The following is a 15,529-nucleotide window of genomic DNA, read 5'->3' as shown; positions in this document are numbered from 1 at the left end:
ACTCCTCGTGTGGGATGGTGAGTTCGAAGTGGTGCAGGGCCGTGGTGGCGTTCGATGCCGAACGCCAGGTCGTTGTCCCGGTTGGGCCGCGACTCGCCCGGGTCGTCGCCGACCGGCGTGCTCGGCACCGGTCCGAGCACGGCACGCGCGGTCCGGGCGGCGGCGCGCAGCCGGGGCACCCCCACGCGGTTGACCGGGGTCGCCAGCCGGACGGCGACGGCGGCCAGGGCGGCCGGGCGGGCCGCCGCGATCGCCGGCACGGTGGTCGGCAGGTCCTCGGGGCGGGCCATCGGGAAGGGCACGGTGGCGACCTCGGGCAGGTAGTCCGTCATCGGGTCACCGGGACTTGAGCAGCGGCTTGCCGAGCGGGAGGCGCTTGGCACCGGTCGCGCTGTGCATGACGCTCGCGAAGATGTACATGCCGAGCGCGATGAACAGGAACATGCTCCCGATGCCGACGTAGACCAGCCACGGGTCGCTGGGCTTGAGCGGGTGGTTGATGGTCTGGTCGATGGCCTGCTCGATCGCGCCGAACAGGACCAGCAGGGTGAGCGAGACGACGACGAAGAGGAACGTGAACGCGCGCGGCAGGCGCAGCGTCGTCACCGTCAGGAGGACGATCACGATGGCCCAGACGAGGACGAAGTTCGCCGTCGCCTGGCGCTGTTCGACGTTCTCGAAGGTGCCCATCCAGTTGTTGTTCAGCGCGATGCTGAGCACCGAGAAGCTGAGCCAGAACGTGCCGAACAGGCCGTAGACCGCGGCGAACACCCCGTCGCCCAGGCGCATCGACCAGGCGGCGGCCATCAGCAGCATCACGGTGCTGCTGAACACCATGATCGGCAGCGAGGCCACCAGGGAGTTCGCCGGGATGCTGATGTCCTTGAGGTAGAACGCGAGGGAGAGGGAGCCCAGCAGGAAGCCGCCGAAGCCCAGCATCGCGGCCTGGGGCGAGCGGGGGCCGGTCAGCGACTCGGCGTCGGGCTCGGGCGCGGCCTTCCCGAGGGTTGCTGCAGGGGCGAGGGTGACCGCCTGAGGAGTGTCGAGGGTCGGGTTTTCCTGCTTCATCGTCGGTTGTCTCCTGGTCGTGGTTCGTCGGGTCGCGTGGTTCGTCGGGTCGCGTGGCGCGTTGGTTGGTGGCCGTACGTCAACCGCCGGTGCGTACGTCAACCGCTGGTGCGGCCGAGGACGCGCCGCACGCGCGGGATGGCCTCCGGGGCCGCCCAGGACGCCGGGTCCGGGAGCCGGCTGGCGAGGTCGGCGAGGACGGAGTGCTCGAAGATCAGGTCGAGCGGGACCTCCGTGCCGGTGTGCGCGGAGAGCCTGGACGCGACCCGGGTGGCGAGGAGGGAGTGGCCGCCGAGGGCGAAGAAGTCGTCCTCGGCGCCGACTTCGGGGACGTCGAGCAGCTCGCGCCAGATGCCGGCGATCAGCTGCTCGGTCGGGGTCTGCGGTGAACGGCCTTCTCGTCGTGCCGAGTTGGTGCCGACGGACGGGAGTGCGCTGCGGTCGACCTTGCCGTTGGGGAGGAGCGGGAACTCGGGCAGGTCGATGAACGTGGCCGGGACCATGAACCCGGGCAACCAGGTGCGGGCGTGGGCGGCGAGAGCCGCTTGGTCCACCTCGCAATGGGCGGGCACGACGTACGCGACGAGGCCGAGGGCGCCGGAGGCGTCTTCGCGGGCCACGACAAGTGCGCTCGCCACGGTGGTGTGGCGGCGCAACACCTCTTCCACTTCGCCGAGTTCGACACGGTGGCCGCGCACCTTCACCTGACCGTCCGCGCGGCCGAGGTAGTCCAGCTTGCCGTCCGGACGCCAGCGCACCAGGTCACCGGTGCGGTAGAGCCGGCCACCGCCGGGCGCGAACGGGTCGGGGAGGTAGCGCTCGGCGGTCAGGGACGGACGGCCCAGGTAGCCGCGCGTCACGCCCGCGCCGGACAGATACAACTCCCCCACCGCGCCCAGTGGGACGGGACGCAGGTTGGCGTCCAGGACATGCGCGGATGTGCCGTCGACGGGCACACCGATGGGGGTGCGTACGTCGTCGGGGTCGGTCGCCGTCCACGTCGAGTAGGTGGTGTCCTCGCTCGGACCGTAGAGGTTGTTCACCACCTCGACTTGAGGTCGCGCGTACAACTCCCGTACCAGCGCCGGGGCCAGGGCCTCTCCGGCCAGGTTGATCCACCGCACCGCAGACGGCAGCGCATCCGCGAGCAGCAGTTCACGCGCGGCGGAGGGGACCGTGTTCACCAGCGTCACATCGATGTAGCTCGACGGGTCGGTGATCAGATCCAGCGCACCGCCCGGGGCCAGGACCACGGATCCGCCGGTGGTCAGCGGCGCGAAGATCTCGAACACCGACAGGTCGAACGACACCGACGTCGCCGCCAGCGTCCGCGCCAACACCTCCGACGGGAACACCCGACCGGCCCACGACAACATCGCCGCCACCTGCCCGTGCTCGATCGCCACACCCTTCGGCCGACCCGTCGAACCGGACGTGTAGATCACATACGCGACATCGTCCGGCGAACCCACAACCTCGGGCCTGCCGGTTACGGGCGCATCAGGAACCTCAGGAACATCCTCCAGAGACCGAAGGACCAGTGACGCATCGGCATCCTCCACCATGAACGTGACCCGCTCGGCCGGATAGCCGGGGTCCAACGGCACATAGCCGGCACCGGATTTGAGCACGCCGAGCAGCACCACGACGAGGTCCGAGGTCCGCGGCAGGCACACGCCCACCAGGTCGCCCGGCCCCACGCCGTGGGCCCGCAGGGCGTTCGCCACGCGGTTGGCCCGCGCTTCCAGTCCGGCATACGTCAGCTCGCCGTCCGCGGCGCGCACCGCCACCGCGTCCGGCGTGCGGTCGACCTGCGCCTCCACCAACCGGTGCACGTGGCCGCCGGGTTCGGGATCCGTCGGGGACGTCGACCAGTCCCGGCGGCGCACCGCCTCCGCCTCGCCGGCCACGTCCAGCTCGGCCACCACCGTTTCCGGGCGAGCGGCCAGCGCCTCGATCACGACCGCCAGGCGGTCCACGATCGACCGGGCGGTCGACGCCTCGAACAGGCCGGTGTTGAAGACCAGGTGCCCGGTGACCCGGCCGTCGCGCTCCTCGGCCTGGACGACGAGGTCGTAGGGCGTGCTCCGTACCGGCATCGGCGCGGGCCGCACCCGCAGGCCGGGCAGTTCGTAGCGCGGCGGCGTGCCGTTGACCGCGAGCAGCACCTGGAACAGCGGGCTGCGACTCCGGTCGCGCGCCGGGCGGACGGCCCGGACCAGTTCCTCGAACGGGATCCGCTGGTGCTCCCGGATCCCGTCGACGGCCTCGCGGGCCGTGCGGAGGGCCTCGGCCAGCGTGCCGTCCGGGGAGAGCATCAGGCGCAGGGGCAGGGTGTCGACCAGGTAGCCGACCACGTCCGCCGTGGCGGGGTGGTCGCGGCCGGCGGCGGGGGTGCCGATGGTGACGTCGCCCTGGCCGGCCGACTTGGCCAGCACGATGGCCAGCGCCGCCGCCAGAACAGTGAAGACGGTCGTGCCACCGGCCCTGGCCGCGGCGGCGAGGGCGTCGTCGGGCAGCGCCAGGGCGACGGCGGCGCCGTCGTACGTCTGCTTCGCCGGGCGCGGCCGGTCGGTGGGCAGGTCCAGGGCCGGGGCCCCGGCCAACCGGTCGCGCCAGTAGCCGAGTTCGGCCGGCGCCTCGGCGCGCTGCCAGTGGGCGACGTCCGCGTACTGGACGGCCGGGAGGGCGGCGGGCGTGGCCGGCGTGGTGCCGTACAGGCCGCCGATCTCGCGCAGGAGGAGGTCGAGCGACCAGCCGTCGGCGATGGCGTGGTGCAGGCTCATGACCAGGACGTGGTGGTGCGGCGCGGTGCGGACGAGCGTCACGTGCCACAGCGGTCCGGCGGTGAGGTCGAACGCCCGGCGGCTCTCCGCCTCGATCACCGACTGCCAGTCGGCGGTGTCGACGGCGGTGAGCGGCACCTCGGGCGTGGGCGAGACGACCTGACACACCTCGCCGTCCACCTCGCGCAGCGAAGTCCGCAGGACCTCGTGGCGGCGCGCCAGGTGTTCGAGGACCGTGCGGAACGCCTCCGTGTCCAGGTCTCCCTCGATGTGGACGGCGCCGCGCACGTGGTAGGCCAGATTCGCCCCGGCATCCAGGCGGCACAGGACCCACAGGCGCTCCTGCCCGAGCGAGGCCGGGAGAACAAGGGTGTTGTCGGGACGGGGGACGCGGGGGACGGCCGGGATGACCGCGCGTTCGCCGCCGGGGGCGGGGAGGTGGTGGGCGAGGTCGGCGAGGACGGGGTGTTCGAAGACCAGGTGCAACGGGACGTGCGTGCTCAGGGCCTCGCCGAGGCGGTGGGTGAGGCGGGTGGCGAGGAGGGAGTGGCCGCCGAGGGCGAAGAAGTCGTCCTCGGCGCCGACTTCGGGAACGTCGAGCAGCTCGCTCCAGACGCCGGCGATCAGCTGCTCGGTCGGGGTTTGCGGCGAACGGCCTTCTCGTCGTATGGAGTTGGGGTCGGCGGCGGGTAGTGCGCTGCGGTCGACCTTGCCGTTGGGGAGGAGGGGGAACTCGGGCAGGTCGATGAACGTGGCCGGGACCATGAACTGTGGCAGCCAGGTGCGGGCGTGGGCGGCGAGGGCGGCTTGGTCCACCTCGCGGTTGGCGGGCACGACGTACGCGACGAGGCCGAGGGCGCCGGAGGCGTCTTCGCGGGCCACGACGAGTGCGCTCGCGACGGTGGTGTGGCGGCGCAACACCTCTTCCACTTCGCCGAGTTCGACGCGGTGCCCGCGCACCTTCACCTGACCGTCGGCGCGGCCGAGGTAGTCCAGCTTGCCGTCCGGACGCCAGCGCACCAGGTCACCAGTGCGGTAGAGCCGGCCACCGCCGGGCGTGAACGGGTCCGGGAGGTAGCGTTCGGCGGTCAGGGACGGACGGCCCAGGTAGCCGCGCGTCACACCCGCGCCGGACAGGTACAACTCCCCCACCGCGCCCAGTGGGACGGGACGCAGGTTGGCGTCCAGGACGTGCGCGGATGTGCCGTCGACGGGCACACCGATGGGGGTGCGTACGTCGTCGGGGTCGGTCGCCGTCCACGTCGAGTAGGTGGTGTCCTCGCTCGGACCGTAGAGGTTGTTCACCACCTCGACTTGAGGTCGCGCGTACAACTCCCGTACCAGCGCCGGGGCCAGGGCCTCTCCGGCCAGGTTGATCCACCGCACCGCAGACGGCAGCGCATCCGCGAGCAGCAGTTCACGCGCAGCGGACGGGACGGTGTTCACCAGCGTGACATCGATGTAGCTCGACGGATCGGTGATCAGATCCAGCGCCCCGCTCGGCGCCAGGACCACACAACCACCCACCGTCAACGGCGCGAAAATCTCGAACACCGACAGGTCGAACGACACCGACGTCGCCGCCAGCGTCCGCGCCAACACCTCCGACGGGAACACCCGCCCGGCCCAGGACAGCATCGCCGCCACCTGCCGGTGCTCGATCACCACACCCTTCGGCCGACCCGTCGAACCCGACGTGTAGATCGCGTACGCGATATCGTCCGGCGATCCGACGCCCTCGGGCCTCGTCTCACCGGCGAACGGGAGATCATTCAGGGAGCGCAACACCACCGACGCGCCCGAGTCCGCCACCATGAACGCCACACGCTCATCCGGATAGCCCGGATCCACCGGCACATAGCCCGCACCGGACTTCAGCACACCCAACAACGCCACGACCAGGTCCAACGTCCGCGGCAGACACACCGCCACCAGGTCACCGGACCCAACCCCTCGCGCCCGCAGCGCATTCGCCACCCGGTTCGCTCGCTCCTCCAACTCGCCGTACGTCAGCTCGCCATCCCCGGCACGCACCGCCACGGCGTCCGGTGTGCGGTCCACCTGCGCCTCGACCAACTTCTGGACACTGGACCGGAATTCGGGATCCGTTGACGAAACAGCCCAACCCTCGCGCCGCCCCGCCTCCACCGCACCAGCCACATCCAGCTCCGCCACCACCGCGTCCGGCCGCTCCACCAGGGCCACCAGCACCGCGCCGAAGCGCTCCGCCAGCAGTTCGGCGGTGCCGGACTCGAAGAGGTCGGTGTTGTAGGTGAGGTGGCCGGCGATGACGTCCCCGACGCGCTCCAGGTGGAGCGAGAGTTCGAACTGGGTTTCCGCAGGTGCGAGTTCGATCCGGGAGACGGCCAGGCCGGGGAGGTCCAGCGTGCGGGCCGGGGTCTCGTTCAGGGCCAGCATGACCTGGAAGAGCGGGCTGCGCCCCGGGCCGTGCTGCGACGCTGCGCTCTGCGCCGCCCGGACGATCTCCTCGAACGGCGTCCCCGCGTGCCGGTGCGCCGCCATGAGGGCGTGGTGGGTGTCGCGCAGCGCCGTGCCGAGGGTGGCGGCGGGGTCGCGGGTGCTGCGCAGCGGGAGGGTGTTGGTGAAGAAGCCGAGGAGCCCGGCGGTGTCCGGGTGGGTGCGGCCGCTGGTCGGGATGCCGATGGTGAGGTCGCGGCTGCCAGATGCGGCGCCCAGGACGAGGGTGACGGCGGTCGCGACGACCGCGAAGGCCGTGGTGCCGGTGGTCCGGGCGAGCCGGTCGACGGCCGCGGCGGGCAGGGTGACGGGTACCGCGGCGCCCCGGTGTGTCGTGCGGGCGGCGCGGGGGCGGTCGGTCGGGAGGTCGAGGTCCTGCGCGCCGGCGAGGTGGTCGCGCCAGTGGGCGAGCCCGGCGTCGTCCGGGGGCGCGGTGCTCTGCCAGTGGGCGAAGTCGCCGTACTGGAGGCCGGGCAGCGCATAGCCGGACGGGTCGCGGTAGTGGGCGGCGATTTCGTCGAGCAGGAGGCCGAGCGTCCAGCCGTCGGCGATGGCGTGGTGGAGGGAGAGCAGGAGGAGGTGTTCGTCGGCGGAGCGCCGGACCACGCGGGCGCGGAAGAGCGGGCCCTCGGCGAGGTCCACGGTGAAGTGGCGCCAGTGGTCGAGCAGTTCGGCCTCGTCCGGCGCCGGGGAGTCCGGCTCCGCCGTCGGGTCCCACTGCCAGGTGGGGTGCACGACCTGGACGAGCTCGCCGTTCTCTTCGCGCAGGGTCGTGCGCAGGATCTCGTGCCGCCGGGCGACCGCGCGGAGGGCCTCCGCCAACCGCCCGGCGTCGAGGGGGCCGGTGATGCGGGCGCCGCCGTTGAGGAGGTAGGCGAGGTTGGCGCGGGGGTCGAGGGAGCAGAGCAGCCACAGGCGCTTCTGGCCAGACGACGCGGGGAGAACCAGGGTGCCGTCGGGGCGGGGGACGCGGGGGACGGCCGGGATCGGGGCCAGCCGGCCGCCGGGGGCGGGGAGGTGGTGGGCGAGGTCGGCGAGGATCGGGTGTTCGAAGACCAGGTGCAACGGCACGTGTGTGGTCAGGGCCTCGCCGAGGCGGTGGGTCAGGCGGGTGGCGAGGAGGGAGTGGCCGCCGAGGGCGAAGAAGTCGTCCTCGGCGCCGACTTCGGGAACATCGAGCAGCTCGCTCCAGATACCGGCGATCAGCTGATCGGTCGGGGTCTGCGGTGAACGGCCGGTCGGACCGGTGGAGTTGGGGTCGACAGCCGGGAGGGCGCTGCGATCGACCTTGCCGTTGGGCAGCAGGGGGAACTCGGGCAGCTCGACGAAGACACCGGGGACCATGAACTGTGGCAGCCAGATGCGCGCGTGGGCGGCGAGGGCCGCGTGGTCCACCTCGGGGTGGGCGGGCACGACGTAGGCGACGAGTCCGAGGGCGCCCGAAGCGTCTTCGCGAGCCACGACGAGTGCGCTCGCCACGTCGGTGTGGCGGCGCAACACCTCTTCCACTTCACCGAGTTCGACGCGGTGCCCGCGCACCTTCACCTGACCGTCCGCACGGCCGAGGTAGTCCAGCTTGCCGTCCGGACGCCACCGCACCAGGTCACCGGTGCGGTACAGCCGGCCACCGCCGGGCGCGAACGGGTCCGGGAGATAGCGTTCGGCCGTCAGGGACGGACGGCCCAGGTAGCCGCGCGTCACACCCGCCCCGGACAGGTACAACTCCCCTACCGCGCCCAGCGGGACGGAACGCAGGCCCTCGTCCAGGACGTACGCCGAGGTGCCGTCCACGGGCACACCGATCGGCGTACGGACGTCATCGGGGTCCGTCGCCGTCCACGTCGAGTACGTCGTGTCCTCGCTCGGACCGTAGAGGTTGTTCACCACCTCGACGTGAGGTCGCGCGTACAACTCCCGCACCAGCGCCGGGGCCAGAGCCTCACCGGCCAGGTTGATCCACCGCACGGAGGCCGGCAGCGCATCCGCCAGCAGCAGTTCACGCGCCGCCGACGGGACCGTGTTCACCAACGTCACGTCCGCGTACCGAGACCGGTCCGCGATCAGGTCCAGCGCACCACTGGGCGCCAGGAGCACGGACCCGCCAACCGTCAGCGGCGCGAAAATCTCGAACACCGACAGGTCGAACGACACCGATGTCGCCGCCAGCGTCCGCGCCAACACCTCCGCCGGAAACACCCGCCCGGCCCACGACAGCATCGCCGCCACCTGCCGGTGCTCGATCACCACACCCTTCGGCCGGCCCGTCGAACCCGACGTGTAGATCACATACGCCACATCGTCCGGCGAACCCACAACCTCGGGCCGTCCGCCATCGGCAAGCGGAAGATCGTCCAGGGAGCGCAACACCACCGACGCACCCGAGTCCGCCACCATGAACGCCACACGCTCATCCGGATAGCCCGGATCCACCGGCACATAGCCCGCACCGGACTTCAGCACACCCAACAGCGCCACCACGAGATCGGCCGAACGCGGCAGACATACCGCCACCAGCTCCCCCGGCCCAACCCCCCGCGCCCGCAGGGCATTCGCCACCCGGTTCGCCCGCTCCTCCAACTCGCCGTACGTCAGCACACCGTCCACCGCCCGCACCGCCACCGCGTCCGGCGTGCGGTCGACCTGCGCCTCCACCAACTCCTGGACGCAGAGGGACGATTCGTCGACGGCAGGCGCGACCGCCCACGCCTCCCGTCGCCCCGCCTCCACCGCACCGGCCACATCCAGCTCCGCCGCCGCCGCGTCCGGCCGCTCCACCAGCGCCACCAGCACCGCGCCGAAGCGCTCCGCCAGCAGCTCGGCGGTGCCGGCCTCGAAGAGGTCGGTGTCGTACCCCAGGAAGCCGGTGATCCCGTCCTCGCCCTGCCAGAGGTAGAGCTCCAGGTCGTTGCGGACCGTCCCCGGCGCGGTGACCAGCGGGCGCACGGGCAGGTCGCCCAGCCGGAGTTCGGGCAGCTGCGGCTGGAGTACGAACAGCACGTCGAAGAGCGTGCCGCCGCCCTGTCCGGCGTGCTCCGCCACGGCCTCGAACGGCACGTGGGCACGCCCGTACGCGTCCAGGCAGGTGTCCCGGACGACGCGCAGGACGTCCCGTCCGGTGCGGGCGGCCGAGGTGTCGGTGCGCAGCGCGAGCATCGTCGCGAGCGGGCCGACGGCGCCGGGGGCACGGTGGCGTTCGCGGGTGGCGATGGGTGAGCCGACGGTGATGTCGCGCTGCCCGGCGGTGCGGGCGAGGGTGAGGTGGAGGGCCGCGAGCAGGACCATGAACGGTGTGGCGTGCTCGGCCTCGGCGAGTCGGCGGACCCCGTGCAGGAGTTCCGCGTCGACGTCCAGTGGGACGTGGGCGGAGCGGAAGCGGCGGGTGGCGGGGCGGGGACGGTCGGTGGGCAGGGAGAGCGGCTGGGCGCCGGCCAGGCGGTCGCGCCAGGCGGCCAGGTCGGCCGGGTCGTGGTCGGCCGGGACGGCGGGCAGCGGCGTGGCCGGGCCTGGGTCGCGGCCGGCGTAGAGGGCGTCGAGTTCGGCGAGCGCGACTCCGAGGGACCAGCCGTCGGCGACGAGGTGGTGGGCCAGCAGCTGGAGGCGTGACGTGCCGTCGGGGAGCTGCCAGAGGGCGGTGCGCCACAGCGGCCCGGCGGCGAGGTCCATGGGTGCGGCGGCGCGGGTGTCCGCCTGGGCGAGGGCGGTCTGCCGGGCGGTGGCCGGGTCGGCGGCGGTGAGGTCGACGACGGTCAGATCGAGGCCGGCCTCAAGGGGCTCAAGGACGACGACGGTCCTGCCGTCGAGCGGGAACGTGGAGCGCAAGGAGGCGTGGCGGCGGGCGAGTTCGGCGAGGGCGGCGGAGAGCCGCCCGGGGTCGACGGTGCCGGCCGTCTCGGCGTCGAAGCGCAGGACGTTGGCGGCGGTGCCGGGGTGGATCTCCTCGAAGAGCCGCAGTCCGAGCCGGATCGGGCCGAGCTCCGCCGTGGCGGCCGCTTCGGGTGTGCGGTCCCGCCACCGGGCGAGGAGGGTGCGGCCGAGGTCGGCGGGGATCCGGGAGCTGTCGGACACGGTCGGGGCCTCCGTCTCGTCACCGTGGGGGGGTGTCATGAAGTGCTGTTCGGCTGGGTCAGCCCTGGGCGAGCAGGGCCTTCGCGCGTTCGGCGGCGTCGGCGGGGCGCATCCCGCTCTCCGTCCAGCGCTCGTTCAGGCGGGCGGTCAGTTCGCGGGGGGACTGCGCGAGCAGCACGTCCTCGACGGGCACGGGCAGGGTGAGCGCGTCCTGGGCGACGGCGGCGATCTCGGCGGCGCGCAGCGAGTCGCCGCCCATGGTGGTGAGGGTGTCGTCGGGGCCGCAGGCGGGCACCTGGCAGACCGCGGCGAAGACGGAGGAGAAGAAGACGGTGAGCGCGCCGGTCTCCTCCGCGCCGATGGTGCCCTGGTCCGGGGTGACGGACTCGCCGCCGAGCTCGCCGGCGAGGTGGCGGGTGCGGGCGAGGCCGTGCTGGATCTTGCCGCTGGTGGTGCGCGGGATGGTGCGCGGCGGGCAGAGGACGACGGTGTGCACGCGGGCGCCGGTCGCTGCGAGGACGCGGGCGCGGACGCCGGCGGCGAGGCGCTGCGGGTCGTGGTCGCGGCCGGCGACCTCGACGGCGATGACGATCTCCTCGTCCGCGCCGTGGAAGGCGGCGGCGGTGGGCCGGAGGGCGGGGTCGTCCCGGACGGCGGCGGCGCACAGGTCGTGGGCGTGGTGGTTGACGCCGTGCTGGATGAGCACCTCCTTTCGGCGGCCGGTGACGGTGAGCCGGCCCGCGCGGAGCCGCCCGAGGTCGCCGGTGCGCAGGTGGCGGACGCCGTCCAGCACACCGGAATCGGCCGGCGGATCCGCCTGCCAGGTGTCCCAGTAGCCGTCGCTGATGCTCGGTCCGCTGAGCCAGATCTCGCCTTCGGCGCCGTCCGGCACCGTCGCGCCCGTGTCGGGGTCGACCAGGACGAGCCGGTGGCCTTCGATGACCGGGCCGCAGTCGACCCGGCCGTCCGCGTCGACGTCGTCGCGGCCGGTCCAGTGGCGGCCGGTGACGATGAGGGTGGCCTCGGCGAGCCCGTAGCAGGGCAGGAAGGCCTCGGGGCGGAAGCCGTGCGGGGCGAACCGCTCGGCGAAGCCGGTGATCGTCGCCGGGCGGATCGGCTCGGCGCCGTTGAAGGCCAGCCGCCAGGTGCCGAGGTCGAGTCCGGTGAGGTCGGCGCCGGCGGCGCGGCGCAGACACAGGTCGTAGGCGAAATTCGGGCCGCCGGTGTGGGTGATGCCGAGTTCGCCGATCTGGCGGAGCCAGCCGAGCGGGTCCTTGAGGAATTGCACGGGTGACATCAGGCGCACCGGGAATCCGCCGTGGACCGGGGTGAGGATGAATCCGATGAGCCCCATGTCGTGATAGGGCGGCAGCCAGGAGACGACCCGCGCCGATTCGTCCAGCCGGAACACCTCGGAAATTGCCCGGATGTTGGCGAGGACATTCCGGTGGCGCAGGACGACGCCTTTCGGTTTTCCGGTGCTGCCCGAGGTGTACTGGATGAGGGCGACGTCCTCCGGGTCCGGTGCGGCGGCGAGCAGGCCGTCGGGGTCGGCCGGGGTGCCCGGGCGGGTGCCGGCCGCGTCGAGGGTGACCACCGGGGGGAGGTCCTCGGGGCGCAGCCCGGCGGTGAGCAGGCCGAGCACGGCCGGGTCGGCGAGCAGGGTGGTGGCGCGGGAGTCCTCCAGGATGCGGGTGAAGCGGTCGGCGATCCGCTCGGTGGAGCCGAAGATCGGCGGGTAGGCGGGCACCGCGGGGACGCCGGCCAGGAAGCAGGCCCACAGGGCGGTGACGAAGTCGAGGCCCGGCGGGTAGAGGAGCAGCGCCGGGCCGCCGCGCCCGGCCTCGCCGCGCAGCAGCGGGGCGACCGCAGCGGCCCGGTCGAGCAGCTCGCGGTAGGTGATGGCGTCGACCCGGCCGTCGTCGTGCAGGTACTCGTAGGCCTGCTGCGCGCCGCGGGCGCGGGCCTGCTCGACGAGCGTGTGGACGAGCGTGGGACGGTCGGGGGTCGACATCGGCGAGCTCTCCATTTCCCTGGTCCGGCCGGTGCTCCGGCATTCCGGTGGGCGTGGCTCCGGGCTGCACCGGTGGCCGGGAGCAATTAAAGGTGTTCGGCCTCTCAGGCGGGTCTCAGTTCCTTATCCGCCGTCTCTCACGCCGACGCGCGGTCATTGACGGGCCCCGCGGTGAAAATGGTAGGCATGGAGGGCCGCACGGTGGCCGGGTCCGAATCGGAGGTCCGGCGGGGCGGGTGCCGGCGCTTTCCGTGCGCCGTTTTTCCGCGTCCCGTCTTTCCGTGCCACGTATTTCCGCGTCCGGTTCTCCGCGATGGCTTTTCCGTGATGACTTGCTCCGCGATGACTTTTCCGTGATGTTTTTCCGCTGTCCCCGAGGGAGGTCCGGGTGCGCCAGGTCCGGCCGGGTTCCAGGTGGTTCACGTCGTTCGGCGAGCCGGCCGGCGCGGTGTGCGAGGTGGTGTGCTTCCCGCACGCCGGCGGGGCGTCGGCGGCCTTCCGGGGCTGGCAGCGGCACACGGCGGCGCTGGCCGTCACGTCCGCGCGGCTGCCCGGCCGGGAGGGGAGGATCGGGGAGCCGCCGCTGCGGGAGATGTCGGCGCTGGTCGACGGCCTGGTGGCCGGGCTCCGGCCGCCGCGCGCCGGACGGCCCTACGCGCTGTACGGGCACAGCATGGGCGCCCTGGTGGCGTTCGAGCTGGTGCGGCGGGTGTGGGCGCTCGGACTGCCGCTGCCGGTGGCGCTGTTCGTCTCGGGCCGGGACGCCCCGCAGTACGCGGACGCCGAGCAGGTGCACCACCTGCCGGACGGCGAGCTGCTCGACCGGCTGCGGAAGTGGGACAGCACCGCGGACCGGGAGCAACCCCAGGAGGAACCCCAAGAGCTGCCGCAGTACGCCGAGTTGATGCGGCTGTTGCTGCCGACCATCCGGGCGGACCTGACCCTGGCGGAGACCTACCGGTACGTGCCGGGGCCGCCGCTGCCGGTGCCGGTCCGGGTCCTGCGCGGCTCGCACGACCCGCTGGTGCGTCCAGGGCACGCCGGCTGGGCCCGGCAGTCCTCGGTGGGCTGTGCGGTCCGGGAGTTCAGCGGCGGCCATTTCTTCGTGCAGGACCACGAGAGGAGCGTCGTGGAGTTCTTGGAGACCGCCCTCGCCGGGTTGCCGGCGCAGGAGCCGCCGGAGGAGTACGACCGGAAGGAGACCGGGGCCCGATGAGCAGTTCGTCCTACGTCGGCGGCGTCGGCGGCGGGGAGGCCCGCGACTACGGCGACCACTTCGTCCTGCCCGCCGCGCCGGCGCAGCGGAGCCTGTGGTTCGTGTGCCAGCTCGACCCGTCGAGCAACGCCGCCTACAACGTGATCAGCGCGGTCGGGCTGGCCGGCGAGCTCGACGTGGTGCTCCTCCAGCGGGCCGTCAACGCGGTGGTGGCGCGGCACGAGAGCCTGCGCACGGGGGTCGGCCTGGTCGACGGTGACCCGCGCCAGGTGGTGCTGCCGGAGGCCCTGGTGCCGCTGCCGGTGGTGGACTGCTCCGGGCTGCCGGAGGAGGAGGCGCGGGCGCGGGTGACGACCCTCGCCCGGGAGCAGGCGGCGATGCCGTTCGCCCTCGACGCCCCGCCGCTACTGCGCCTGGTGCTGGTGAAGGAGGCGCAGCGGCGGCACACGCTGATCGTGACGATCCATCACCTCGTGTGCGACAGCTGGTCGATGGACGTCTTCTACGCCGATCTTGCGGCCGCCTACCGGGGTCTGCGCGAGGACGGCGGTGCCGGGCTCGCCGAGCCGCCCGTGCAGTACGCGGACTACGTCGGCTGGCTGGAGCGGCAGTTGACCGGGGAGCGGATGGAGCGGCTGCTCGGGTACTGGCGCACGGCGCTGGCCGGGACGGCGCCGCTGGAGCTGCCCGTGGACCGCCCGCGCGAGCAGGGCCGCGGCGGTGGCGGCGGCCGGCTGGAGGACCGGCTGGCCGCCGCTGCGGTGGCCGGTCTGGAGGAACTCGCGAAGCGGTCCGGCGGGACGCTGTTCATGGTGCTGCTGACCGGGTTCATGGCCGCGCTGTCGCGGGTGACGGGCCAGGAGGACGTCGCGGTGGGCACGCCGGTCGCGGGCCGTCACCACCCGGACGCCGAACAGCTGGTCGGCTTCTTCGCCAACACCCTGGTGCTGCGCGCCCGCCTGTCGCCCCGGCAGGGGTTCGCGCAGGCCGCCGAGGTGGTCAGGGACGCCTGCGTCGGCGCGTTCTCGCACGACCGGATGCCCTTCGACCGCCTGGTGCAGGAGGTCCGGCGGGCCGGCGCGCTGGACCGCAACCCGCTGTTCGACGTCATGTTCTCGATGCCGGGCCCGGCCGCCCCCGGCGCCGAGCTGGCGGGCCTGACCATGACGCCGGTCGAACTCCCTGTCACCGCCGCCAAGTTCGACCTGTGGCTGACCGTCCTGCCGGACGGCGACGGGCTGCGCCTGCAGCTCGACTACGACCGGGGCCTGTACGACGCGCCGACCGCGGCCGGTGTCCTCGCCCTGCACCGCCGGATCCTGCTGGAGGCGCTCGACGCACCGGACACGCCGGTCGGCGCGCTGCCGGCGGGCCCGTCCGAGGACGCCGAAGACAGCACGACCCCGACCGACCCGTCCGAGGACGCCGGGCCCGCCCCGGCCGACCTGCCCGCCGCCCGTACGGTGCCGCAACTGCTGGACGCCAGGGGCGCGGACGACGTGGTGCTGTCCTCGGCGGACGCCGTGCTGACGCTGGGCGAGCTGCGCGAGTGGTCGGCCGCACTGGCCGGGCGGCTGCGCGCGGAAGGGATCGCCGGTCCCGGCGTGCAAGTGACGACGCCGCCGGTGCCGTCGGCGGGGCTGCTCGCCGTCGTGCTCGCGGTGCTCGACGTGGGCGGGTGCGTCGCATACGGCCAACGGCACGACCGCGCGGGCGCGTTCGTGAAGCGGTCCGAGGACGAGCCGGGCGGCTGGCTGGTGACCACCGGGCCGCGGTTCGACCCGGTCGCCCCCGGCGCCGCCCCCGGGCCCGACGACCCGGCGTGGCAGCCCGCCGAGGGCGGCCCGGTGCTGACCCACCGGGCGCTCGCCGGCGGTCTGTCCGCCGTCGCCGAGCGGCTCG

5 protein-coding genes and 1 pseudogene are annotated in these 15,529 nt (G+C 73.2%); 2 read left to right on the top strand and 4 right to left on the bottom strand.

The annotated features are described in order from the left end of the window. The 4 genes and pseudogenes from AB0O00_RS15880 to AB0O00_RS15865 all read right to left on the bottom strand — a co-directional run. A pseudogene (locus AB0O00_RS15880) lies at positions 1-332 on the bottom strand (hypothetical protein); the annotation flags it as partial. A gap of 4 nt (positions 333-336) precedes the next feature. Continuing rightward, positions 337-1,068 (bottom strand): GPR1/FUN34/YaaH family transporter, encoded by a 732-nt coding sequence (locus tag AB0O00_RS15875; protein WP_363652092.1) that lies wholly within the window; start codon positions 1,066-1,068, stop codon positions 337-339. Between the two features lie 98 nt (positions 1,069-1,166). Continuing rightward, positions 1,167-10,397 carry an amino acid adenylation domain-containing protein gene (locus AB0O00_RS15870; protein WP_363652090.1) on the bottom strand — a complete coding sequence of 3,077 codons (9,231 nt, stop codon included), beginning with the start codon at positions 10,395-10,397 and terminating at the stop codon, positions 1,167-1,169. A 58-nt stretch (positions 10,398-10,455) separates the two neighbouring features. Beyond that, on the bottom strand, positions 10,456-12,411 hold the full coding sequence (locus AB0O00_RS15865; RefSeq protein WP_363652088.1) for an AMP-binding protein: 1,956 nt from the start codon (positions 12,409-12,411) through the stop codon (positions 10,456-10,458). Between the two features lie 388 nt (positions 12,412-12,799). Here AB0O00_RS15865 and AB0O00_RS15860 point away from each other — a divergent pair, with 388 nt between their 5' ends. Together AB0O00_RS15860 and AB0O00_RS15855 are read left to right on the top strand one after the other, a co-directional pair. After that, a complete protein-coding gene (locus AB0O00_RS15860; RefSeq protein ID WP_363652087.1) occupies positions 12,800-13,627 on the top strand; it encodes an alpha/beta fold hydrolase in 828 nt (275 codons plus the stop codon). Then, positions 13,624-15,529, top strand: a 1,906-nt coding sequence (locus AB0O00_RS15855) for a condensation domain-containing protein (RefSeq protein ID WP_363652086.1), incomplete at its 3' end; no start/stop codon positions are given. The genes AB0O00_RS15860 and AB0O00_RS15855, both read left to right, overlap by 4 nt.

This window comes from Kitasatospora sp. NPDC093558, assembly GCF_040683475.1.
Lineage (GTDB): Bacteria > Actinomycetota > Actinomycetes > Streptomycetales > Streptomycetaceae > Kitasatospora.
The sequence above is the reverse complement of the archived record's forward strand: the minus strand, read 5'-3'. Positions and strand labels throughout refer to the sequence as shown.

Bases quoted from the DNA above. Each gene is read 5' to 3' on its own strand.
- AB0O00_RS15875 (WP_363652092.1), bottom strand. From the start codon at position 1,068: ATGAAGCAGGAAAACCCGACCCTCGACACTCCTCAGGCGGTCACCCTC.
- AB0O00_RS15865 (WP_363652088.1), bottom strand. From the start codon at position 12,411: ATGTCGACCCCCGACCGTCCCACGCTCGTCCACACGCTCGTCGAGCAG.